The organism is Niastella caeni (assembly GCF_004834005.1).
Taxonomy (GTDB): Bacteria; Bacteroidota; Bacteroidia; order Chitinophagales; family Chitinophagaceae; genus Niastella; species Niastella caeni.
In genome coordinates, this window is record NZ_STFF01000008.1 from 20,104 (window position 1) to 46,819 (window position 26,716).

Sequence of the window (26,716 nt, forward strand, 5' to 3'; positions counted from 1 at the left end):
CACTCACCCTGTTAAGCCCTGCGTTTCGCTTTTATAACGTTAATAGCCCATTTTTTCAGCAACAGCACCAAATCATCAAGATCTACCGGTTTGCTTAAATAATCGTTCATGCCTATGTGCAGGCACTCTTCTTTATCTTCCTGCATCGCATTGGCCGTCATGGCAATGATCACTGGTTGTGTTCCATAGGTTTCCCTGATGATGCGTGTGGCCTCCAGTCCATCCATTTCAGGCATTTGAACATCCATCAATATTACATCATACGATTTTTGCTGCATCTTCTCCAGTACCTGTTCGCCATTATCGGCTATTTCAAATTGATAGCCCAGTTTATTTAGTATGGCCGTGGCAACTGCCTGGTTGAATGGATTGTCTTCTGCCAGTAATATTTGCAGGGGGAATTGTTCAGCAAAGTCGGCCTGTAGTACATTTGGGTTGCTGGTTTCTTTTTCAGTCACCACGTTCATCGCATTGCTAAAGGTGTTTAAGATGTATTTAAACAAGGCCTGTTGTTTAATTGGCTTTGTTAATACAAAACTGAACAGGTCGCGATGTTCTTTGCTCAGATCATCGCCTACTGAACTCAACAGCATTATAGGAAGCTTGGGATAAAGGCTGCGAATTTGTTCGGCTAACTCAATACCCGACATTTCGGGCATGTGCATATCGGTTAACACCAGGTCAAAATGCTGATTACTGTTCAGTATATCCAATGCCTGCTGGCCCGATGCTGCCAGGGCTGGTTGCAGTCGCCATTCTTCCAGTTGCATTTTCAATATTTTTCTATTGGTGGCATTATCATCTACAATCAAGATCCGTTTGCCGGCAATATCATTTGCATTAACTAAAGTTTCATCAGTTATTTCCTTGCAGGCGGTTTTGGCAGCAATGGTAAACGCAAAAACGGAGCCTTTGCCTGGCTTACTTTCTACTTCAATATACCCGCCCATCAACCGGATGAGTTTTTCGCAAATGACAAGCCCCAGACCGGTGCCACCGTATTTACGGGTAGTAGATGAGTCAACCTGCGAGAATGCCTTGAACAATCGTTCGAGCTTGTCTTTGGGGATACCAATACCTGTATCACGTACTTCAAATCCTAATTGCACCGTATTGTCTTCCTGCAATTTCATCAGGTACACACGAACAAATACTTCGCCTTTATGGGTGAATTTAATGGCATTGCCCACCAGGTTGATCAGGATCTGCCGCAGGCGGGTGGTGTCGCCGGTTATGTAATGCGGAACATTGCATTCGATCTGGTAAACAAGGTCGAGCCCGATTTGTGCTGCTTTTGGCGCAAACATATCAAGTACTTCTTCAATGCAAATACGCAGGTTAAATTCTTTTTCTTCCAGTTCCATTTTCCCCGACTCGATCTTGGAAAAGTCAAGGATATCATTAATAACAGTAAGCAGGTTTTCACCACAGGTTTGAATGGTTTCTGTATAAGAGCGCTGTTCTTCGTTGAGGCTGGTTTGTGCCAGCAGTGATGCCATGCCAATTACCCCGTTCATGGGTGTACGTATTTCATGGCTCATGGTAGCAAGGAAGATACTCTTGGCTTTATTGGCCTGCTCAGCTTCGGCCCGGGCTCTTTCCGCGTCTTCACGCGCACTGCGTTCTTCATTAATAGATTTTCCCAGTTGCTGCGTACGTTCCTGCACCAATATTTCCAGGGCTGCGTTTTTTGCTTTAATACTTCGAACCCGATAGCGATATATAAACAGCACGCCGGCAATAACGCCGATGCCGATGAGCAATTTAAACCACAGGGTTAGCCAGAAGGGCGGCAGTATAATAAGTTGAAGGGAGGTTGTTTGCGTGCTCCATTCTCCTTCAGTATTCAGTCCTTTTACTTCCAGGATATAATTCCCCGGATCAAGGTTGGTGTATGTGGCTGAATGCCTGGTACCGATGTAGTTCCAGTCTTTATCGAACCCCATTAACCGGTAAGCATATTGTCTTTTCTCTTTACTGGTATAATTGAGCGAAACAAAATCGAACGAAATAACCGAGCTGTTATAGGACAATACAATTTTTTTTGTTTCGCTGATAGATTGGGTGAGCGGCGAGTTTGGGTTAAGCGCATCTGCAACAGGCACTTCTTTATTAAAGATCTGAAAACCTGTAAAGATCAGCGGTGCGTCATATATTTCCTGGTGAATGCTGTTGGGGGAGAATTCATTAAATCCGTTCACGCCGCCAAAATACATATGGCCCGAACGGCTTTTTAGCGCAGAAGTACCTGAAAATTCATTTGATTGTAACCCATCTGCTGCAGAAAACTTTTTACAGGCTTTCGTGATGGGGTTAAACCGGCAGATACCATTATTCGTGCTGAGCCATAAATTGCTTTTGCTGTCTTCCGTTATACCATAAATAATATTCCCCGACAATCCATCGCGCATCGTGTAAACAGTGAACCGCCGGGTGGTTGGATTATAACAGTTCAAACCGAAATGGGTACCGATCCAGATATTTTTAAATTTATCTTCAAAGATGTATGTGATCTGGTTACTGCTAATGCTATTGCTGTGGTCATTGTGCATAAAGCGGGTAAAGATGCCTGTTTTTTTGTCTAACAGGTTAAGGCCGCCTTCAAAAGTGCCAACCCAGATATAACCCCTGCTATCCTGACGTATGTGCACAACGCGATCACTGCTAAGACTGTTCTGGTTGGTGCTGTCGTGCCGGTAGTTGGTAAAGCGGCCTGTTTGTATATTATATTTATCTAATCCATAACCGTAGGTGCCAATCCACATTTCTTTATCTGCATCCTGGGAAATGGCGCAAATATTATTTCCACAGAGGCTATTGGCAATTGCGGTTTCATGCTTTAAGTGCTTGTACGTGTTGTTCTTTGTATTGTATATGGTAATGCCTTCGCCATACGAGCCCATCCAGATATTGTCATCCATGTCGCCATATAAACTAATGATCACATCACCGCAGATGCTGTTGGTATTGCCTTTTTTATGCGCATACCGGGTAAATTGTTTGGTGCGTGGGTTGAACCGGTTCAAGCCCCCGCCATCAGTTCCCAACCAGATATCGCCGTCAGTTCCTTCACAAATACCTAACAATTTATTATGGCTAAGGCTGTTGGGCAAACTGCTGTGCCGGTAGTGAACAAACTTGTTAAACCCTTTACTATATAAATTAATGCCGCCGTTGTAAGTACCTACCCACATATTTCCCTGCCTGTCTTTGTAAACTGAATAAATGGAGTTGTTGGTGAGGCTCTGGTCGTCGATATCATCCTGCGTGTAGGTAGTGAAAATGCCAGTTTGCGGGTTAAGAATGCTCAACCCGCCGTTTTCGGTTCCCACCCAGATGTTGTGGGCATCGTCTTCTGCCAGGGCAAATACTACATTAATTGGTAAGCTGTTACAGTTGGCAGGATCGTTTTTAAAGTGGCGAAAGCCACCTTTGTCATTTTCCAATACGTTCAACCCGCCGCCGAGGGTCCCAATCCACAAGCGATGATTGCTGTCCTCAAAAATTCTGCAAACCGTATTGCTCGACAAAGAAGCATCGTCTTTGGGATTATGCTGGAATCGCATAAACACGCCTGTCTTTTTATCAAATAGATTTAATCCATTCCGTAAGGTGCCGATCCACAAACGTTTGCGGCTGTCTTCATAGATCGCATTAATGAAATTATCGCTTACGCTATTGGGGTCGTTCTTATTGAATACATATTTTGTGATCTGGTTGGTGTTGGGGTCAAGCCTGTTCAGGCCGCCGGTTTGGGTGCCGATCCACAAAATGCCATCCGTGTCAAACTGAAGGGAAGTGATAAAATTATCTCCAATGCTGTTGGCATTCTGTGTATTATGCGTGTAGTGGGTAAATGTTCTTTTGTTTCTGTTGAACCGGTTAACTCCACCGCCATAGGTACCGATCCAGATGTTCCCTTTATTATCCTCAGCAATGCTTTTGATAAAATTATGACTGAGACTGTTGGTGTCGGTTGCATTTTTTTTAAATACGGTGAACCTGTATCCGTCGTAAGAGTTTATGCCATCTTTTGTGCCAAACCACATAAAGCCTCTGCTGTCTTGTAAAATACAGGTCACATTACTTTGTGAAAGCCCATCATTTATGCCCAGGTGTTCAAATCGTATTTGTTGTTGTGAAAAGGCAACAAAACAATTGCACGGCAAGATCAACAGCAACAAACAAACTAAAGCTTTCATAAGGATCTGTATCCTGGGGTTTGGGACCCGTGATGGTTTTATTTAATGGCCTGAATTTCAGGTCTTATAAAACGTGCGATCACCTTGTTTTGTATAGGGCTGATTGATGAATTACAGCAAATAAAGGCTTGCATGGAAGGAGGTACGTACTATTTTGTATTCTGTGAAAAAATGATTTGCATTTAAAGGTTTGAAAAGAGGGTAGAAGCATAATGTAAAACACTTATTGCATGTAAGAAGAAGTTGAACATTTATTAAAGTGTTATCTGAAAAGCAGTACTAAGGTGGTGTTTTATTATTGTTAATTAAGTTTAATACAATGCTAATGTAAGGATATAGGTTAGTGTGGGTTGTTGGTAATTTGGTTTTTAATAATTGCTGCCAAAACTAACGATTATGAAATTATCTTGCCCCGCATTAACGAGGTGGATTGCAGTGCTTTGCTGCTTATTATCCACTACTTACGGCGTGTTTGCCCAGTCGCCTCTCGCATATACAACATTTTCCAAACAATCACCTGTTGCTCATCTTTATCCTGCTTACACTACCTATGTTAGTAGTGAAGTGCGGGGAACGGTTACCGACTCTTCCGGAGCTTTACCGGGTGTTTCGGTTTTCGTTAAAGGCCAACCTGGCATTGGAACAACTACCGATCTGAACGGGAAATATCTGTTAACAGTTCCAAACGACAACACAGTGCTGGTATTTTCAATGGTGGGCTTCGATAATCAGGAAATACCTGTGAAAAACAAAGAAGTGATCAATGTGCAATTGAAGCGGGCTTCCAATTCATTAAATGACGTGGTGGTAGTAGCTTATGGTAAGCAAAAGAAACGGGATATTATTGGTTCCGTTACAACGATCAGTCCCGAAGAATTAAAAGTTCCTTCCAGTAACCTGACTACTGCATTAGCAGGCCGGTTGGCAGGTATTATTGCTTATCAAACAACGGGCGAACCCGGACAGGACAATGCGCAGTTCTTTATTCGCGGGGTAACCACCTTTGGTTATAGATCCTCCCCGCTTATTTTAATTGATGGCGTAGAGTACACCGCAACTGACCTGGCCCGTATTCAGCCAGACGATATCGCCAGTTTTTCCATTATGAAAGATGCAACGTCAAGCGCTTTGTATGGAGCGCGGGGCGCCAATGGGGTTATATTGGTAACTACCAAAGAAGGAAAGCAGGGCAAAGCAAAAGTGTATATCCGGTTTGAAAATTCTGTTTCGCAACCTACAAAAAACATTGAGCTGGCTGATCCGGTTACTTATTTGAAGTTGCACCAGGAATCGGTATTAACGCGCAATCCTTTGGCGCCGCTGCCTTATTCTCAAAGCAAGATCGATTATACCGAGCTGGGTGTAAATAAAGATATGTTCCCAGCGGTTGACTGGATGAACATGTTGTTCAGGGAGCGGGCTACTAACCAGCGCGGTAATTTCAGTGTAAGCGGTGGCGGACAGATCGTGAATTATTTTCTGGCAGGTTCCTTTGTGCAGGATAATGGTATTTTAAGAGTAGACAAACGAAATAATTTTAATAGCAACATCAACCTGAAGACGTATAGTTTGCGTTCTAACGTAGGGTTGAAGGTTACCCGCACAACTGATGTGATGGTTAGGTTATACGGTACTTTCGATGATTATAATGGCCCTGTAGATGGTGGCACGGGTTTGTATAGAAAAGTGATGCGAACGAGCCCGGTTTTATATCCCGCTTATTATCCGGTTGATGAAGAACACCGGTTTGTGAACCATATCATGTTTGGCAATTTTGACAAGGGCAATTATGTGAATCCGTATGCCGATATGGTTTCGGGATATAAAGACTATAACAAGTCGTTGATGTCGGCGCAGTTTGAATTGCGGCAGGACCTTTCATTTGTAACCCCCGGATTGGCGGTACGCGCGTTTACCAATATCAACCGGGCCTCTTATTTTGATGTATCGCGCAGCTATAATCCGTTTTATTACACCGCCACCAGTTATGATAAATATGCCAACACCTACCAGTTAATGGTGATCAATCCCGACCAGGTAGGTGCAGGTGCAGTGCCGCAGGGCGGAACAGATTATTTAGGCGCTCCCGTTGGCGGTGATAAAACCGTAACCTCTAATTTTTATTTTGAAGGAGCTGCCAATTACACCCGCACTATTGACCAACACGGGCTGAGCGGATTACTGGTTGTTACAGCCCGTAGCAGACAGGATGGCGATACAAAGACGTTACAAAAGTCGCTGCCTTATCGCAACATGGGTGTTTCTGGCAGGGCTACCTATAATTTCGACGGCCGGTATTATGCAGAGTTCAACTTTGGGTATAATGGCTCGGAGCGGTTTTACAAGACCGAACGATTCGGGTTCTTCCCATCTGTGGGTATGGCCTGGTATGTTTCTAATGAAAAATTCTTCGAACAATATAAATCAACTATCAATAAATTAAAGCTCAGGGCAACTTATGGTCTGGTAGGAAATGATGAAATAGGAAGCCCGGATGATCGGTTTTATTATTTGTCGGATGTGAACTTAAACAGCGGCACAAATAATCCGGCGTTTGGTACCGACGGACGTTATACCCGCAATACGATCGCCATAAACCGGTACGAGAACAGGAATATAACCTGGGAAACATCGAGGAAGGCAAACTATGCCATGGAATTAAGTTTGTTTGGAAAGTTGGATGTCGTTGCAGAATATTATACCGAGAAGCGCTATAACATCCTGATGGGGCGCACCTACATTCCATATACATTGGGTTTGCAGGTTGACCTTGATAATAATCCGCCCAAAGCAAATGTGGGCGAGGCCTCGGGAAGTGGCGTTGATATTTCGGTTGAGTACCTGCAAAATTTTGGAAAAGACTTTCTTATACAGGCCCGCGGTAATTTTACCTATGCGCGCAGCCGGCTCGATAAAAATGAATCGCTGCAATATGGAGATGATCTGTATTACCTGAACAGGATCAATTACCCGATATCACAGCCCTGGGGTTATATTGCAGAGCGATTGTTTGTTGACGATGACGAAGTTAAAAATTCACCCGCTCAAACTTTTGGCGATTACAAAGGCGGCGACATTAAGTACCGTGATGTAAATGCTGATGGAGTAGTGGATAAGCTGGACATGGTACCGATCGGTTTTCCTACCACGCCTGAGATTACTTATGGATTTGGTCTCTCTGCCAAATATAAAGGACTTGATTTTTCCACCTTTTTCCAGGGAACTGCCCGCCGCTCATTCTGGATAGACACCAGAGCAACTGCTCCGTTTGTTTCATATCGTTATAGGGCAGATGAACTTTCCGGCTATATTCTCCAAAACCAGTTGTTAAAAGCTTATGCAGATGATCACTGGTCGGAGGAGAACCGGAATTTATATGCTTTATGGCCTCGTTTAAGCCCCGTGTTGAATAATAACAATAGTCAGACGAGCACCTGGTTCATGCGCAGCGGCGCCTTTTTACGTTTGAAACAGGTAGAATTGGGATACACGGTTCCTAAAAAGTACACCAACAAAATTCATATCGATAATATTCGGGTGTATGCCAACGGCACCAATCTGCTCAACTTCAGCCAGTTTAAATTATGGGATATTGAAATGGCCGGTAATGGCTTGAACTATCCTATACAAAAAGTTATCAACGCGGGTATACAGGTAGCGCTGTAACCAATTTGAATTGTTACCGATATGAAAAAATTAAAAATGCACTGATGAAAAATATTAAAATAATAGCATTAATACTGGTGTTGTTAAGTGGGGGTTCCTGTAAGAAATACCTGGATGTTGTACCAGACCAGGTGGGAACCATCGATAACGCCTTTACACAGCGAAGTACAGCCGAAAAGTTTTTATTCACCTGCTATTCCTACATGCCCAGGCATGGCGATATGAATAATAACCCTGCTTTTAATGCCGGCGATGAAGTGTGGTATATGGACCCCATTCGCGACGTTGATCCTGATTATTGGAATATTGCCCGGGGTATGCAGAATGTAGGCAATCCGTTGGGAAGCTACTGGACGGGAAAGAACCAGGGAATAAAAATGTTTACTGCCTTACGCGATTGCAACATCTTTCTTGCCAATATTGATAAAGTAAGGGATATGGAAGCTATTGAACGGGAAAGATGGAAGGCGGAGGTATTATTTCTAAAGGCGTACTATAATTTTTACCTGGTGCGCATGTATGGACCTATTCCCCTCATTAAAGAAAACCTGCCTGTAGGAAGCTCCCCTGAAGAAGTACAGGTGCCCAGGGTGCATGTTGATAGTTGTTTCAGCTATATGGTTCAGTTGTTGAATGAGGCGGCTGCCAACGACGCGCTGCCTGCAAAAATTGTTGGTACAGAAGGAACGGAATTGGGCAGAATTACCAAATCAATTGTACTGGCGTTGAAAGCAAAAGTACTGGTAACTGCGGCCAGTCCCTTGTTCAATGGGAATAGTGATTTTGCAAATCTTAAAACAGAAGGAAAAGATGGCGGGGTGCCGCTGATAAACCCGGTAGCCGATGCAAAGAAATGGGAAGTAGCGGCTGCTGCCTGCAAAGAAGCCATTGACTTTTGCCACAGTAATCTCTATTCGTTGCAACGGTATAATCCGGCATTAAACCCCAGTTGGATAGTTAACGATACCATCAAAACGCAATTGGGTATACGAATGGCTGTAACAGAAAAGGAATTCAATACCGAAGTGATCTGGGCCAATACCACGAGCAGGGCCGCAGATCTTCAACGATGGACAATGCCCATTTTGGCTGGTGGCGCCGTGAGTGGCAGTGGACCAAAAGGCATTCTTGCGCCGCCCATTAAAATGGCCGAGTTGTTTTATACCAAAAATGGTGTGCCTATAACCGAAGACAAAACTTGGGACTATGCAGGCCGCTTTCAATTAAAGACAGCTACTCCTGCCGATACATTTTATATCAGGAAAAATGAACAAACGGTAAAGCTGCACTTCGACAGAGAGCCTCGTTTTTATGCCGACCTGGCTTTCGACAGAGGCGTTTGGTATGGCAACTGGGTAAATAACTATTCTATAGGAAATATGCTTTTTGTAAAGGCCAGAAGGGCGGAGTTTGCAGCGCGGCAGGGAGTCAGCAATTTTTCGGTAACAGGTTACTGGATCAAAAAGCTGATCAATATGGGAACTGTAGGCGCTTCGGATGGAAATGTTACAGGCAGTAATCAAAATCCTTATCCCTGGCCCGAAATACGGCTGGCCGATCTGTATTTATTATATGCGGAGGCGCTGAATGAGGTGAATGGACCTGGCGCCGAAACATACAGATGGATAGATGAAGTAAGGAACAGGGCGGGCTTACCCACTGTGGCTTATTCATGGGAAAATTTTTCGAACCAGAGTACCAGGCACACTACCAAAACAGGATTGCGCGACATCATTCACCAGGAGCGGTTAATTGAGCTGGCTTTTGAAGGACAACGCTTCTGGGATCTTAGACGGTGGCGCGAAGCACATATTGTACTGAATGCGCCCATTAGAGGATGGAGTACCGAGCAACAAGACCCTGCGGCTTATTATAAACCGGTAGTGCAATGGTCGCAGACTTTTAAACTACGCGATTATTTCTGGCCGATAGACCAGGACGAAATGCTGAGAAATAAAAAGCTGTTGCAAAATCCCGGTTGGTAACAGGATTTTCAAAACCATAAACTCTTTTAAATGAAAAACACTAAACGTATTATAATCTGTTGGCTGGCGGTGATCATTACCATAGCAGCATGTAGAAAAGATGACAGGAGCCCGCTGTCAAAAGATGGAACTGTGCCGGGCCCTGTTACCAATACACAGGTAACGAATCTGGCTGGCGCCGCTTTGATCAGCTATACATTACCCGATAATGAAAACCTGTTATATGTAAAAGCGATCTATACGCTGAAGGGAGTACAAAAAGAGGTAAAGGTATCTATGTTCCAGAAAAAATTATTGGTAGAAGGGTTTGGCGATACCCAGGAGAGAGAGGTTCAACTGTATGCAGTAAGCAGAAGCGAAGTAGTGTCGGAACCGGTTTCGGTAACAATAAAGCCGTTGACGCCGCCCATCGTTAATGTTTTTAAATCGTTAAAAACAGATTCAACTTTTGGTGGCATAAACGTGAAATACGTAAATACTGATTCGGCAAATATTGTTTTTGAAGTATTAGTCCTTGATTCGGTGGGCGATTGGCAGCACGTTGATTTTAATTATACCAGTAGTAAACAAGGTGGTTTTAACGTGCGGGGGTATCCGCCGGTTGAACGTACCTGGGGTGTTTATGCCAGGGACCGGTGGGATAATCACAGTGATACGTTGCGGGTTAAGATCCGCCCCATTTATGAAGAGGCGTTGGATAAAACCAAATTCAATGATGTACGCACCAATTTTCAGAATTTCATTCCGCAGTTTGCTCCGTTCCCTAACTCCGGCCTGCCGATGGTTAACGCTGTAGATTATTCCTCTAGTTATCCTATGAAAAATTTATATGATGGCAGCATTACCAGCATGTTCCATACCAAAGAAAAATATGATCTGCCGGTATGGATCCCTATTGACCTCGATAAAAGCGGCGCTTCGAAATTTATCCTCAGCCGGTTTAAGGTGTGGCAGCGGACCGGTAATTTTACTTTCAACCACGGAAACCCGCATCACTGGGAAATATGGGGAACCAATAAACCAAATATAGTAAGCACGAATCCTAATAATACCGATCCCAACCTGGGTTGGGTAAAGCTGGGCGAATGGGTAATGACCAAACCTTCTGGCTGGGATGTGGGATTAAACAGCAATGAAGATAACCAGGTAGCCGCCGATGGCCAGGAGTTTGAGTTCCCGAATGGTGTACCGCCTGTACGCTATATAGGTTGGAAAAATATTGACAGCTGGGGTTCCATTGATGGATTTACGGGTTTCTTTCATTTGTTTGAGCTTTCGATTTGGGGGCAGAAGAAGTAGCTCACCTGCGAACGGTAATGTTTTTCATTTAACAGTTTATGCGTTAAACACAATGTATGCGGATTAAAAAATATAATATATACGGAAAAATGGCAGCGATATGTTGCGTTGTACTGTTTGCCTGCAGTAAAATGGATGATACCTATGATGATTTTGTGAAGGACGGCGAGATCGTGTATACCGCCAGGGTAGATTCCGCAAAAGCCTATCCCGGTAACAATCGTATGAGTTTATCTATGCTGTTGATCTCTGATCCCCGGATCAGTAAAGTGAAAGTTTTTTGGGATGCAGGCGGCCAAACAGATTCAACGGAAAAAGCAATACAACGCACCGCCGGCGTTGATACCGTTTGGTTTTCGTTCCCAAAACTGGCGGAAGGTACTTATACCTTTTATATTTATACCCATGACAATGCCGGCCACCGATCAATAAAAACCGATTTGATAGGAACGGTTTATGGCGAAAAATATATTGCCCAACTGGTAAACCGTGCTATAAAAAGCGGCACGTATGATGGGGTTGCAAAGGCTGCCAATGTTAAATGGTTCGGCGTTGGTACGGATGTAATTGGCGAAGAAATTATATACACAGATACGTTGGGCGTGGTTCGGAAATTGTTTGAAAAACATGCAGGCGCGGCAGATAGTGTGATGGTGTTGCCGGCTTATAAAAAGGGAAATAGTTTTCAGTTCAGGACCCTGTACAAACCGGCGCCAAACGCTATTGACACTTTTTATTCAAATTACGAATTTCGACAGGTGCCATAAAAAGCGATCAGACAAAAGTTTTCTTTTTCTTACAGCAAGTCAAAAAAAAGGAGGTGACCGTCGCGTTGCCTCCAATTAATTTACGCAATCGTTCCCGGAAATTTTTTCTGCCAAAATAGATGAATAAATAGCGAGTTAACCGGAAGAAGGCTGTTACAATAATTGGTTAGTTGCATTAGGAAAACCAGGCATGTATGTTCACTGGTGCCATTTTCACTAATGCGTATGAAAAAGATTGTTTTTGGGATAGGCCTTCTGCTAAGTATAGTATGGGTTAACGCTGCGCCTCCGGTTATTATTGACATTACCCGTTACGGGGCAGTGGGGGATGGTAAAACCCTTAATACTACTGCTATTCAAAAGGCCATTGACGATTGCCATCGGCAAGGTGGTGGTAAAGTTGTTTTTCCGGCAGGCATCTGGCTGTCGGGCACTGTTGTATTGAAAGACCAGATTACACTGCAGTTCAACAAAGATGCCCGTTTACTGGGCAGCACCAATATAAATGATTATCAGAACGTCGATCCTTTTACTGATGGTTTGGGTATTGACGTAGGCTGGGCATTGCTGGTGGCTGTTGATGTAAAGAATATTGGCATTGAAGGTGAAGGCGCCATTGATGGACAAGGCGCCAAACTAAAAGAAGAACAAATAAAATCCGATACCCGCCCGGAATCGGAGCGATGGGGCCGTCGCCCTTTTTTAGTACGCATTGTACGGTGCGAAAATGTTACGGTAAAAGGCATAACGCTCAATTATGCAGCCGCATGGACTTCTCATTATTTTCAAAGCAAACAGGTTCTCATCGAGAATGTAAAAATTGTAAGCCATGGTGTGGCGCACAATGACGGTATTGATATAGATGGTTGCCAGGATGTACATATTAAAAATTGTGACATTATCAGTGGCGACGATGCGCTTTGTTTTAAGACCACTTCCAGTATGATGGCTTGCCGTAATATTGTGGTAAGCGGTATGCGGCTGAAAAGCAACCAGGGAGCTATAAAGATGGGCACAGAGTCGATGGCGCCCTTTGAAAATATTACTATTTCCGATTGCTATATATATGATACCAAAAACGGGGGTATTAAATTATTGACGGTTGATGGCGCTCATCTCCGCAACGTGCAGATCACCAACATCAATATGGTGAATGTAAGAACCCCGATGCTTATACGGTTGGGTTCACGGTTGAGCGTATTCAGAAAAGGAAAAGATACCCAACAGCCAACCGGAACACTTGAAAACGTTACAATAAAAAATGTGAAAGCGCAGGCCGCAGCCGATGCCCAGTTAAAACCACCCTCCGGTATTCTTATAACAGGTGTTCCCGGCCATTACATTACCAATGTTACACTCGAAAATATTGACATTAACCTGGCTGGCGGTGGCACCGCTGAAAATTCGCGGCAACAGGTGCCCGAAGCCGTTGATAAATACCCGGAAGTAAAAACGTTTGGCCCATTGGTACCGGCTTACGGCGTATGGGCAAGACATGTGAAAGGTTTAAAGTTGGCGAATATCACGCTTCATCTCGATAGCAACGACAGACGGCCGGCATTTATCTGCGAAGATGGAAAAGATCTTACCATAACTGGTTGGAAGATTCCTGAAACAGTCGATGCCCCATCGGTGATTCGCCTGGAAAATGTGGAGAATGCACATATAAACAAAATGGATGTAAAAGGCAATGCCACCGTATTTGTTCAGGCAGAAGGCAACAGCAAAGGCATTCTGATGAAGAAAAATAAAACACCTGGAATAAAGAAGCTGCTTGAATCCAATGCCCATTGAAATAACGCGCCCATTTTTTTTAAACCAAAACGTCTGCTATATGGTAAAAACAACAATTCATGGTAAAGCGCCACCTGCCGCATAACCAATGACCTGTTATCCTATGACGATTGTTTCTATTTCATCAATAGTTAAAAAATTGCTGTATGTCAAAAACTCCAACCTTGCAACGCAGGAGAAGGAATGGTAAGCCCTTTTTTAAGAGGTATTCCATCATTTCTATTTGTATATTTTGTTATTCAATCCTAATAGCTCTCCTCACGCACGCCCAAACGCCCAATGTTACAATAAAAGGAACTATTAAAAGTGAAAGTGGAGAACCGCTTTCAGGTGTTTCCGTAGTCGTTAAAGGAACGTCAAATGGTGTTACTACAAAAGAAGACGGCGTTTTTCAAATAAGCGCTCCTGCTAACAGCACTCTTTCCATTACCATGGTAGGGTACATTAATAAAGAAATAAAAGTCGGTAAAGCCGATCAATTGGACCTTGGGATTCTATTGAATTCAGATAAACTGGAAATGGACAAGGTGATCGTTGTAGGTTATGGTACCAGGCGAAAATCAGATGTTACCGGTTCTATTGTTTCAATCAACGAGCAATCAATAAAAGATGTTCCTTCCTCTAACCTGGCTTCTGCAATTCAGGGACAGGGGGCAGGTATCGATATTCAGCGGAGCGGCGCAAACAGTAAACCCGGCGCCACGCCTAGTATCCTTATCAGGGGAACAAGGTCGTTGGGTGCCAGCAATGCACCCTTGATCGTAGTAGATGGTATTCCGTTCAATGGAAGCATAAACGATCTTAACCAGGATGATGTGGCCTCTGTAGAAATATTAAAAGATGGTTCATCTACGGCTATTTATGGATCACGCGGCGCCAATGGTGTAATATTGATCACTACAAAACGTGGTAAAACAGCCAAGCCGGTATTTACGTATAGTGGTTATGTGGGAAGCAGCCGGTTAACCCGGAAATTCCCGGTGATGAACGCGGCAGAGTTTACCGATCTGAAAAAGTGGGCGAACATTATTGCCAATCCGGGAAAATATACCGGGCTCGATGATCCGCTTTTCTTAACGAACGGGGTGTTTGATCCGGCAGAAGTGGAAGGGATTAAAACCGGCCGTAATACCGACTGGCAAAGCCTGATCTATAAAACCGGCATTATAACCGATCACCAACTGGCCGTTGCCGGTGGAACGGAGCAAACACAATATGCCATCTCTGGCGGTTACTTTAACCAAACAGGTATTTACTATGGACAGAGTTTTGAACGTTATACCGTTAAGCTTAGTGTAGATCAGTTGTTGGGTAAGCGATTTAAAGTAGGATTAAACTCATTGAACACTTATTCAGTAAGAAAAGGAGAGAGCGCTAACCCGATGGCGCAAGCGCTTCGTGCCAGTCCGCTCGCCTCACCGTACGATAGTGCCGGCAATATTTTGAACACCTATGTTCCGGGAAGCGCCAACCAGGTTTGGAACCCATTGGGAGATCTGATCCCCGGAGCGGCTGTTGAAAACAGAAAAAGACTGGGAACATTTACCACTTTATATCTTGAAGCGAACCTGTTCAAAGGTTTGAAATACCGGTTGAATGCAGGCGCTGAGATCAGGTCGGATATTTATGGGAACTTTTATTCAGATAAAACAAGTTTCCGGGTGAACCAGGGTGGTTCTGCTTCTTCAAACCGCACCAGCATGTCGAACAATTATACGTTGGAGAACCTCCTCATTTATGATGCAACCATTGCACAAAAGCATAAAGTGAATTTCACCGGCCTGTACAGTTTGCAGGAAGTGGCTACCCAATCGAACCAGTTTGATAATACGAATATCCTGGCCGATTTCCTGGAGTATTACAACCCAACATATGGATCGAATTTAAAAGGAAGCGGCAGTTCTTCCAGAGCCGATATCCTTTCTTACATGGGAAGGGTGAACTACAGTTATGACGATAAATACCTGTTAACGCTGACGGTTCGTGCCGACGGATCATCACGCCTTGCGGAAGGAAATAAATGGCACTCATTCCCATCGGCTGCTTTTGCCTGGAATGTTAGCCGGGAAGATTTCATGCAAAATATATCGGTGCTCAGTAACTTAAAATTAAGGGCCAGCTATGGTAGTGTTGGTCAGCAATCTATCAACGCTTATCAAACGCTGGGGCAACTATCGGGCCTGGTATATAACTATGGCGGAAACATGGTTACCGGCGCCTACCTCAGTTCTACTGTTAATCCTACTTTGACTTGGGAGTATACTAAGACAGCCAATTTGGGAATAGATTTCGGGTTGTTAAGTAACCGTATTACCGGTTCAATAGAAGTATATAAAGCGCTTACCAACTCGTTGTTGCTGCCACAAACGTTACCACCTACATCGGGCATACCAAATGCTATTGTTACCAATGTGGGCAAAACTGAAAACCGGGGTATTGAAATACATATCAATACTACTAACATACAGGCGCAATCCCGTAAAGGGTTTAACTGGACAAGCGATTTCAACTTTTTTATAAACCGTGGAAAAATAACACAACTGGCTGGTGGCGCAACAAAAGACGTAGCCAATGGATGGTTTGTTGGTCAACCCCTGGACGTGTATTACGATTATAAACGATTAGGCATCTGGCAGAATACATCAGCCGATTCTGCCGCAGCAAAAGCGCTGGGATTATCAGTGTCGGGTAACTCTTCAGTAATAGGAACCATTCGGGTTGCCGATTTAAGCGGACCCGATGGAAAACCTGATAACAAGATCGATGCAACCTACGACAGAATTATTGTAGGAACCAGTCAGCCTAAATGGGAAGGCGGTACTACACAGCGTTTTGGTTTCCGTGGGTTTGATTTAACGGTAGTGGCTTTTGCAAGATGGGGGTATACGATGAACAGCAGCTTATATGGCGGCAACTTCGTGAATACCTACCAGGGCACATACAATAATTTGAAAACAAATTACTGGACGCCATTAAATAATGAGCCGTGGAATCCAAAGGCAAATGCCAATGCTACGAATCCATTGAACCGCTCGGTAATGAGTTATTTCGACGGATCCTTTGTGAAGATCAGAAGTATTAGTTTAGGCTATAACCTGGAACCTGCTTTAGCAAAACGGATAGGGGCAAAGAATTTTCGGGTATACGCAACCGCTTCAGACCCATTCATTCTTTTCTCCCCTTATCGCAGGGCAGGTGGTGTAGATCCTGAAGGATCTGGAACAGTGGGTATTGATACACCACCTACGTGGTCAATGATCTTTGGTGTTAACATGTCGTTTTAATTTTTACCATCAAAAAAGTGATTTATGAAAAAGTTATTAATATACTGCAGCGGGTTACTGATTGCTTTGGCCGGCTGTAACAAGAAACTGATAGAAGAACCCAATTCCATACTGACGCCTGCATTTTTTCAAACCAGCCAGGGTTTGCAGGCCGGTTTAGATGCTTCTTATGCGGGTATGCGCAATTTCTGGGGAGCACAGGAACTGTTTACCGCTACTGTTATAGGTACAGATGAATTTATGCGCGGCGTTGATGGCAACAGTGATATTAATTTGTATAGTTATACAACGTCACATGGCACCATTACTACCCTTTGGCGGGCGGCCTATATTTTCATTAATACCTGTAATGGTGTTATCGACAATGCAGAGAAAGTAAATATTCCGGTGGCTACAAAAAAAGCCATGGTAGCAGAAGCAAAATTTCTACGAGCCAATTATTATTTTATTCTCGTGCAGTTCTGGCGTGATGTTACATTGAACCAGCATTTTCAATCAGAAGCTATTAATTCTGCCAAACGCGATCCCCTGGCAGATACTTATAACTTTATTGTTCAGGACCTCAAGGATGCTATAGCCGCACTGCCTGCCGGGCCTAAGAGTTCTGGTGTGTTACCGGGGAAAGCGACGGCTGCTGCTGCAAAACATCTGTTGGCTAAAGTTTATCTCACCAGGGCCGGGTCATCTGCAAAAAAATCTGACGATTACCAGAATGCTTATAATACGGCTGTTGATTTGATCAATAGCAGGGCATCACTTGGCTTGAATTTAGTAGCAGACTTTGGTAAAGTGTTCGCAGAAGGAAATGAGGATAATGAAGAAGTGATATGGACTGTGCAGCACACAGCGAATTTAGCCTATAACGGTCCCAATAACAGCGGCATATCCAATTTCAGTGCAGATAATGTTTTAAACCATATGTGGGTAGGGCAATATGAAAAAAGACCAGGTATGATTCGCAGCACAGCGTATGGCCGGCCTTACATCCGTTGCATTCCTACCCGTTGGTTAACCGATACGGTGTTTAAGGAAAGAGTAAATGACACGCGATACAGCAAAACTTTTCAAACCGTATGGTATGCCAACAATCCTGATCCCAAAGGATATCCGGTATGGCCGAATCCATTGCCAGCCGGCGCACCGGCAAATGCCGTTTCCGGACAACCGAAATTTAAATTGGGCGATACAGCCATCTATATGCCGGGCGTTGATGCCTCTGATGCAAAAATTGCTGCCAGCCCTTACCTGCTTGTTCCGCCCCGTAAGTACGATAATACCTTATCGGCTACTATGATGAAGTATTTTGATACAAAAAGAGCAGACCTGAATTCACCTTCAATTAGACCCGTGATCGCTTTTCGTTTAGCAGAAACTTACCTGATTGCTGCAGAAGCTGCTTTTATGTTAAGCAATACAGCCGATGCCGTAAAATATATAAATACCGTACGTGAAAGGGCTGCTTTTCCAACGGGCAATGCAACCGCTATGGACATTACTGCATCTGATGTTTCATTGGATTTTATTCTCGATGAACGTAGCCGCGAATTGTGTGGCGAAAATGTACGTTGGTGGGATCTTGTACGTACAGGTAAGTTATTACAACGAGTTCGAATGCATAACAGAGAAGCGGCTGCCAATATTATTGATAAACACGTATTGCGCCCTATTCCGCAGGCACAAATAGATGCCACTACAACTGGCGATCCGTATAATAATAGTTTGTATTTTCCATTATGGAATTAGGAATTAAGACAGAAGCCGGTAATCAGATTGTGTGAAGTTGAAAGGCTTTTTCCCATAAGCGGCAAAAGGTGAGTACCTTGTTCATGATGTTAAAAATTGCGTTCATTTCTATAGGTACTCACCTTTACCGAATATCAGCTATGAGCATTTTATACATATGAAGAAACTACTTGTCATCTTTGCGGTTTGTATTGGTAATTTTTTATATGCGCAGAAAGAAGAAAGCGATAACCGTTTTGCCGGGAATAAAAATAAGCCGGCCCGGCAGGAATGGTTACGCGACCTGGGTTTTGGCATGTTTATTCATTTTAACGTTGACGCGCAATTAGGAATAACAATTAGCCACTCCCTGGTTGGCGCCTCGGACGATTATCTGAAAAGGTATTTTAACGAACTGCCAAAAACATTTGATCCGTTTGCATTTAATCCGGCGGCAATTGCCAAACTGGCAAAACTGGCAGGTATGAAGTATGTAGTATTTACTGCCAAACATCATTCGGGATTTTGCTTTTGGGATTCCAAAACAACCAGCTTTAAAATTACCAATACACCCTACAAGAAAGACCTGTTGAAAGAATATGTAGAAGGGATAAGAAAATCAGGATTAGCTGTTGGATTATATTACTCGCCTGAAGATTTTAAGTTTTTATACGATCAAAAAATCCTCATCAAACGTGGTGATATGCAGTTCGATAAAAAGACCACTGCAGCTTATGACGACCTGGTGAGAAAGCAAACCACCGAGCTATTCACGATGTTTGGTAAAATTGATGTGCTTTTTATTGATGGAGAACCCAAGGAGCCATGCCGGGATGTGGCCTGGAAACTGCAACCCGATGTGGTGATCACCCGTGGCGCAGTAAATACGCCTGAGCAAACATTACCCGGTATTGCGTTAGACGAGTTTTGGGAATCGTGCGTTACGATGGGAACGCAATGGAATTACAAACCAACCCATGATAATATAAAAAAAGGTGGCCGCTTAATTGAGTTGTTGGTGGAAGCCCGGTCAAAGGGAGGAAACTTTTTATTGAATGTAGGCCCTCATCCTGATGGTTATATTCCCTACGAACAGGAAATAGAATTGCGTGAGGTAGCCGCATGGCATTTCATCAATTATGAAGCAATAGAAGGAGTACGGCCCTGGATAATTACCAATGAAGATAATCTTTGGTTCACGGCCTCCAAAGATAAAAAAACGGTATACGCAGTTATTACCGGGATACCGGATTGGCCAAAAGGCGAGCGTAAAGAATTTGTGCTTGGTTCAATAAAAGCCACGCCACAAACGACTATTAGTATATTAGGACAAAACGATAAAGTTACCGAGTATGCGAACCAACTGGATGTGGATTCCCGCTTTGAGCAGAAAGAAGATGGATTGCATATTTCCATAGCGCGGGCGCAACGGGTATACGACAATTACAAATGGCCGAACCCTATTACTGTAAAACTGGAAAATGTAGAACCTGCCCTCGATCCACCTCAGGTTGAAACAGGCAGTGCGAATATTATAAACGGAACTATTGAGTTGAATGGCCGGTTGTTAAAAAAAGGAAATGCCGATTCGCTGCAAATACTATTTGAATACCGCCCCTATGCCGGATTTGCTGAAAACCTGTATAGCAAGGATTGGCTCAGAACAAATCCTGTAAGCATACATGAAATGGGGAATTTCACCCAATCGCTTCCCGCTGTTGAAGAAGGAAAAGAATACCAGTATCGTGCTGTGGTAATGCATCCACGATTAACGGTCAGGGGAGATGTAAAGCGGGTAACGGTGAAGGGAAGTAGAAAGTAAGAAGTACGAATAGAAAATAAAGCAATGAAGTATATAATTCCATTTATAGTATTTGTCCTGTTTACAGGCAATATCTATAGTCAAAAAGTTAAGCCGTTATTTAATGGCAAAAACCTTGATGGCTGGTATTCGTTCCTTAAGAACAGGGGTAAGAACAACGACTCGGCAGGAGTGTTTTCTGTTAAAGACGGTTTGTTGCATATCACCGGCCAGGAATTTGGATATATCGTAACTGAGAAAAAATACAGTGACTTTCACCTGGTAGTGGAATTTAAATGGGGTGAGAAGAAGTACCCGCCCCGCGAAAACAGGGTGCGCGATAACGGTATCTTATATTATGTAGTAGATAATGACAAGGTGTGGCCGCGATCAATTGAATGCCAGATCCAGGAAGGCGATTGCGGCGATTTCTGGTTGATTGACAGTGTTACCATAGTGATGGATGGGGCCAGAACACAAGCCACGAAAAACACCCGTATTATTAAGAAAAAGGATAATGAAAAGCCTTCCGGCGAATGGAACACGCTTGAGATCATTGCGGAAAAAGGAAAATGTACGCATATTATGAATGGCGTAGTGGTCAATGAGGGGACCGAAGCCAGTTTGCGTACCGGAAGAATATTGATACAATCGGAAGGAGCAGAGACCTTTTTCCGGAAAATTGAATTAAAAGAATTGTAACGCCTGAAAGTAATATAGCACATAAAATAAATAATACTGAATACATGAAAAAAACGATTCAATGCTTGTTATTGGTACTTGGGGTTTCGCAACTGCAACCAGGTACCTGCGAAGCACAATCAAAAAAAGCGAAGGTTGATTTTTCGAATTGGCCTGCAGGAACATCTCCGCAGGAAGTTGGCAAGCGGGTGGCGGAGCATTTTGTAGTAACGCCGCATACTAACTTTGGCCGGTCAACTCCACCGAAGGTGATAACTTATCCTGAAACCTGTACCTGGTATGGCGCGTTGACTTTCGCAAAACAAACAAATGATAAGGAACTGACGCAAAAGCTGGCGCAACGTTTTGAGCCTTTGTTTGGCAAACGCGATACGCTGATACCTATACCAGATCACGTTGACTATACTGTATTTGGATCAGTGCCCCTGGAATTGTACATGCAAACAAAAGACAAGCGTTACCTGGAATTGGGACAACGCATTGCCGATAAGCAATGGGGACCTCCCGAAGGCCCACGCGTAAAACCTGAGTCCCATGAATTTTATAACCAGGGCCTTACCTGGCAAACTCGTATGTGGATCGATGATATGTTCATGATCACAGCTGTGCAATCGCAGGCGTATCGCGCCACAGGCGATAAAAAATATATTGAGAGAGCCGCTAAGGAAATGGTGGTTTATCTTGATTCTTTGCAAAAACCCAATGGTTTGTTTTATCACGCACCGGATGTGCCTTTCTTCTGGGGCAGGGGAGATGGCTGGATGGCTGTTGGCATGGCAGAATTGCTTCGCTCATTACCGAAAGACAATCCCAACCGCGAACGCATTATGAAAGGATATAAAACAATGATGGCTTCTTTGTTAAAATACCAGGCAGAGAGTGGCATGTGGCGGCAGTTGATTGATGACCCGGAATCGTGGCCTGAAACATCCTGCACCGGCATGTTCACTTTTGCAATGATCACCGGTGTTAAGAATGGCTGGTTGGATGCCGGAACTTATGGCAAGGCAGCCCGCAAAGGCTGGCTGGCATTGGTCTCTTACATTAATGAAAATGCAGATGTGCGTGAAGTGTGTGAAGGAACTAATAAAAAGAATGACCGTCAATATTACCTCGACCGCAAACGTAATATCGGCGACCTGCACGGGCAGGCTCCCATATTATGGTGCGCTACGGCATGGTTGCGATAAATTGAGTAGTTTAAACTGACCTGTCAGGTTACACTTCAACGGCCACATTATGTTGGTCAATGTGTGCCTTACAGGTCTTGTTTTTAGTTAGAATTGTTGAATGTTTTGCCAATAAAGGAACCGCTCTTCATGGCAAATAGTTGTTGATTGCGTTTGCCAATCTTTTGCTACTGTATGAAAAAAATAATGCTTATCGGTTATGCAGTGTGTTGTATAATTTCCACTGTAAAAGCTTTGCCGGATGCTGCTATCTTAATAAGCAGTCCCGACAAGCATATTCAATTCCGGCTTTCTTTGTATGACAACCAGTTTCAATATGAGGTGTTGTTTAAGAATGTAACTGTAATAGAGAAGTCTTCCATAGTAATGCTGCTGAATGATAAAGCTGTGAGCGGTTCACTGAATGTAAAAGCCGTTCAATGGTATGAGATCAAAGAGCAGTACCCCTGGCTGGGTGTGCATGCTATAGCGGTGAATCATTGCAAGGGTATAAAGATTCCCTTTCAACATCATGGTGTAACCGATACGCTGGAGGTGAGGGTTTTTAATGATGGGGTTGCCTTTAGAATGATATTACCGGCTGCTTCCGGTATCAATCGCGTACCTGATGAATTAACTGTATTCAAACTGCCTGCCGGCAGTACCTTGTGGTATCATGATATGGAAATGCATTATGAAAGCGTGCATGTTAAAAAGGAGATCAGCCAGGTGCAGGCAGGAGAATGGGTAGCGCCGCCTGCTACCTATAAATTGCCACAGGGATATTATGCATCCATTACCGAAGCGAACCTGGTAAATTATCCCGGTATGACATTACAGGCAGTTGGAAACAACGATCTGCAAATACGATTACCTCAGCATCAGCGTCCATCATACCCTTATCGTTTAAGGTATAGCCCTGAAGATACGTTGCGGTTGCAACAACCTGCTTCCATTACAGGAACCGTGATCACGCCCTGGCGGGTAGTGATCATTGGTAGTGATCTGAATACCCTTGTGAACAGCGATATTGTGCACAATTTGTGTCCGCCGCCGGATAGATCCTTATTTCCCGAAGGAATAAATACCAGTTGGGTGCGGCCCGGACGAGCCGTATGGAAGTACCTCGATGGTGGTGGAGACGGCACTGTTGATGTAATGAAAAAGTTTACGGATGATGCTGCTGCCCTGGGTTTTGAACACAATGTACTCGAAGGTTTCTGGTCGCGTTGGGGCGGTGATACATTACGGCAGTTCATTGATTATTCCCGCCAGAAAAAAGTGGGCATCTGGTTATGGAAGCATTCCAAGTCGTTGCGTAATGCCGATGAACGAATAGCCTTCTTTAAACGTTGCCATGAATTGGGCGTAACAGGTTTGAAAATTGATTTCTTTGACCATGAAGCCAAAGAAACGATTGATCAGTATTCGGCAATTTTTCGCGAAGCTGCCCAATATCATTTGCTGCTAGATTTTCATGGCGCCAATAAGCCAACCGGTTTATTACGCACCTGGCCCAATGCGTTGACCAGTGAAGCGGTAAAAGGAATGGAAGCAAGCCGTATTGAAGATAGGGCCACGCATGAAACAACGATCCCGTTCACACGGTGCCTGGCGGGACCGGCAGAATATACCGTAATGCTTTTTGGTGATCGCAAAAAGAATACAACCTGGGCCCACCAGATTGCATGTGCTGCTATTTTAAGTTCTCCATTGCTTACCTATGCAGCCAATCCCACCAGCATGCTAACCAATCCTGCTGTGGAAGTCATCAAAGCTATTCCGCCTGTATGGGATGAAACTATTGTATTGGCAGAGTCGGCCATTGGCGAGTTAGCTGCTTATGCCCGGCGTTCAGGAAAGAAATGGTTCATTGCTGTTATGAATGGGGCTTCGCCTAAAAAATTAACGATACCACTTCAGTTTTTGAAAGCCGGAAATTATAAAACAACGGTCGTGAAAGATGAAGGCAGCAATGGCGGCTACCTGGTGGTAGAAAATAAAACCTATTCAGCCAGCGATACAATTGAACTCAACCTGGTTGCCGGTGGTGGCTATGTTGCAGAATTTGTTCTGCCATAATACAGCCAGGGATATGCACTTACCAGATTAAAAGAATACGAATGAACTTTTGCCTCGTAAGAAAAAGTTTGAACTTACTGATTTGTCTCAGCAGCTTTACGTGCGCTTTGTATGCGCAGCAATCCCCCTTGCCTGTGCAACAGGACCGCTGGAGAATATTACCCGATGGCAGTATTGAATGGCCGATAGACAACCGGTTGCCGCATAATGACCATGTGGAAATGAGTGGGGAAAAGATCTCGATGTGGGTACAGTATGGCGTAAATGCAGAGGGACAATCTTCATTGAATCGTACTATGGTATTTCCAACCTTTCGGTTATTGCCGGTACGTACCATTGCAAGTATGACGTATAACGTCACTGATGGCGATTTGCCCAGGTTCCTGATAAACGACAAGTTATTAAAAGCCGGTGTATACAATGCGGCGGTTGCAACCGACATGCCTGAAAAAGTTGTAAGCGTAAGGCAAAAAGGCATTTTACAAATAAATAGTGAAATTGGTAAGGACAGAACGATTGTCTTACAGCGTACGCTGTTTCCTTCGGTAGATAAACCGGTAGCTATTGAAAAATGGGTATTCACCAATACGGGTAAGCAGCCTGTAAAAATTGAAATGGAGTATTTGTATAGGGAAGTTCGGCCTGCATTAGAACGAACTACGCCTGTTCAACATAGTTTTGTAGTTACTACTGCAAATGAAGGCCTGAAAGTGGTGGCGCCCGGCGACTCTGTTCAATTTGCCGTCCTTTACCAGGCAAGCAATAAGGATAATCCATTGGGGAAGGTCGACGTCAATGCCGCACAAAGCGCCCGGCAGCAAAGAGTGAATGGTATTTTGTCGCTATTGCAGTTGGAAACACCCGACCCGGTTTTAAATGCAGCTTTTGCCTTTGCCTGCATCCGTGCAACAGAAAGCATTTACAAAACAAAAGGCGGTTATTTACATGGCCCAGGCGGGTTGCGTTACTATGCGGCCATTTGGGCCAATGACCAGGCCGAATACATCAACCCTTTTTTTGGAATGCTGGGCGATGAAACCGGTAATAAATCGGCCATGAATGCTTACCGTTGGTTTGCCCGGTATATGAATGATGAGTACAAGCCCATTCCCAGTTCCATTATTGCCGAAGGAGATGCCACCTGGCATGGCGCCAAAGACAGAGGCGATATGGCCATGATCGCTTATGGCGCTGCGCGATATGCATTAACTTATGGCAATGTTGATTCTGCCAAAGTATTATGGCCCTTGATTGAATGGTGCCTGGAATATTTAAAAAGAAAGGTTAATGAGCAAGGTGTGGTTACCAGCAACAGCGATGAGCTGGAAGGCCGCTTTCCTGCCGGCAAAGCCAACCTGCATACCAGCACCTTGTATTATGATGCACTGCGCTCGGCAGTTATTTTAGGAAAGCTATTGCAGGTTCCCAAAGCACAAACAGACAGGTACATTAAGGAAGCGCAGGAAATGCGTTTAAATATTGAGAAATTCTTCGGTGCAACTGTAGAAGGGTTTAAAACCTATCGTTATTATGAAGGGAATGATACATTGCGTGCCTGGATCTGTACGCCATTAACCGTAGGCATATACGAAAGAAAAGAAGGCACTGTTGCCGCTTTATTTTCTCCGCGTTTATGGACGGAAGATGGCCTGGCTTCTTTAGCAGGCAATACAACATTCTGGGATCGCTCAACCTTATATGCTTTACGCGGCGTGCTGGCAGCGGGTGAAACCGAAAAAGCCATGCAGTTCTTGCGTTACTATTCTCGTAGAAGATTGTTGGGCGAGCACGTACCTTATCCGGTAGAAGCATATCCCGAGGGTAACCAACGGCATTTGTCGGCGGAAAGTGGTTTGTACTGTAGGATTTTTACCGAAGGGCTTTTTGGTATTCGCCCGGCAGGCTTTAATAGTTTCGAATGTTCGCCCCGATTACCTAATGGTTGGGACCAGATGGCCCTGAAAAATGTGCATGCATTTGGAAATGTGTTTGATCTTAAAGTGAGCAGGGCAGGTGCTGACAAATTGGGAATAACCATAATAAAAGGACAAAAAGAGAAGAAATATGTGATCAGGGAAGGCGCCACGCAACAGATACAACTATAAAACTGGAAATGGTATATTCACTGTTTTTGATCGTAGATTAACGTTATGTCGGCAAAGAAATGTACGTATTTGTTTTTTAAGTCATAACTATATTGCTGATAAGCAATAAGTGCACGGCTTTTAGTGTGTATAAGACAA

General features: G+C 43.9%; 13 protein-coding genes. 12 read left to right on the plus strand and 1 reads right to left on the minus strand.

The window, feature by feature from the left end:
* Positions 1 to 11: 11 nt before the first annotated feature.
* Positions 12 to 4,202, minus strand: a complete 4,191-nt coding sequence (locus FAM09_RS23790) for a hybrid sensor histidine kinase/response regulator (RefSeq protein WP_136579663.1) — start codon at positions 4,200 to 4,202, stop codon at positions 12 to 14.
* Between the two features lie 396 nt (positions 4,203 to 4,598).
* Here FAM09_RS23790 and FAM09_RS23795 point away from each other — a divergent pair, with 396 nt between their 5' ends.
* The 12 genes from FAM09_RS23795 to FAM09_RS23850 all read left to right on the plus strand — a co-directional run bounded on the left by FAM09_RS23795 (position 4,599) and on the right by FAM09_RS23850 (position 26,578).
* Complete coding sequence (locus FAM09_RS23795) at positions 4,599 to 7,868, plus strand: SusC/RagA family TonB-linked outer membrane protein (RefSeq protein ID WP_136579664.1); 3,270 nt, start codon at positions 4,599 to 4,601, stop codon at positions 7,866 to 7,868.
* A 44-nt stretch (positions 7,869 to 7,912) separates the two neighbouring features.
* A complete protein-coding gene (locus FAM09_RS23800) occupies positions 7,913 to 9,853 on the plus strand; it encodes a RagB/SusD family nutrient uptake outer membrane protein (RefSeq protein WP_136579665.1) in 1,941 nt (646 codons plus the stop codon).
* Positions 9,854 to 9,883: 30 nt separating this feature from the next.
* Positions 9,884 to 11,152 (plus strand): DUF4959 domain-containing protein, encoded by a 1,269-nt coding sequence (locus FAM09_RS23805; protein ID WP_136579666.1) that lies wholly within the window; start codon positions 9,884 to 9,886, stop codon positions 11,150 to 11,152.
* A gap of 56 nt (positions 11,153 to 11,208) precedes the next feature.
* Positions 11,209 to 11,919 (plus strand): DUF4998 domain-containing protein, encoded by a 711-nt coding sequence (locus FAM09_RS23810; protein ID WP_136579667.1) that lies wholly within the window; start codon positions 11,209 to 11,211, stop codon positions 11,917 to 11,919.
* Positions 11,920 to 12,144: 225 nt separating this feature from the next.
* On the plus strand, positions 12,145 to 13,713 hold the full coding sequence (locus FAM09_RS23815) for a glycoside hydrolase family 28 protein (RefSeq protein WP_208025646.1): 1,569 nt from the start codon (positions 12,145 to 12,147) through the stop codon (positions 13,711 to 13,713).
* Between the two features lie 146 nt (positions 13,714 to 13,859).
* Positions 13,860 to 16,997 carry a SusC/RagA family TonB-linked outer membrane protein gene (locus FAM09_RS23820; RefSeq protein WP_136579669.1) on the plus strand — a complete coding sequence of 1,046 codons (3,138 nt, stop codon included), beginning with the start codon at positions 13,860 to 13,862 and terminating at the stop codon, positions 16,995 to 16,997.
* A gap of 24 nt (positions 16,998 to 17,021) precedes the next feature.
* Positions 17,022 to 18,740: a RagB/SusD family nutrient uptake outer membrane protein gene (locus tag FAM09_RS23825; RefSeq protein ID WP_136579670.1), complete on the plus strand. Its 1,719-nt coding sequence runs from the start codon at positions 17,022 to 17,024 to the stop codon at positions 18,738 to 18,740.
* A gap of 157 nt (positions 18,741 to 18,897) precedes the next feature.
* The gene (locus FAM09_RS23830) at positions 18,898 to 20,541 is read left to right on the plus strand and encodes an alpha-L-fucosidase (RefSeq protein ID WP_208025647.1); all 1,644 of its coding nucleotides are present in this window, start codon (positions 18,898 to 18,900) and stop codon (positions 20,539 to 20,541) included.
* 24 nt (positions 20,542 to 20,565) lie between these two features.
* Entirely contained in the window at positions 20,566 to 21,222 is a 657-nt protein-coding gene (locus FAM09_RS23835) for a 3-keto-disaccharide hydrolase (RefSeq protein ID WP_136579672.1), read from the plus strand.
* A gap of 44 nt (positions 21,223 to 21,266) precedes the next feature.
* A complete protein-coding gene (locus tag FAM09_RS23840; protein WP_136579673.1) occupies positions 21,267 to 22,412 on the plus strand; it encodes a glycoside hydrolase family 88/105 protein in 1,146 nt (381 codons plus the stop codon).
* Positions 22,413 to 22,586: 174 nt separating this feature from the next.
* Positions 22,587 to 24,473, plus strand: a complete 1,887-nt coding sequence (locus FAM09_RS23845) for a glycoside hydrolase family 97 protein (RefSeq protein ID WP_136579674.1) — start codon at positions 22,587 to 22,589, stop codon at positions 24,471 to 24,473.
* Positions 24,474 to 24,514: 41 nt separating this feature from the next.
* Positions 24,515 to 26,578, plus strand: a complete 2,064-nt coding sequence (locus FAM09_RS23850) for a glucosidase family protein (protein ID WP_136579675.1) — start codon at positions 24,515 to 24,517, stop codon at positions 26,576 to 26,578.
* Positions 26,579 to 26,716: the final 138 nt, after the last annotated feature.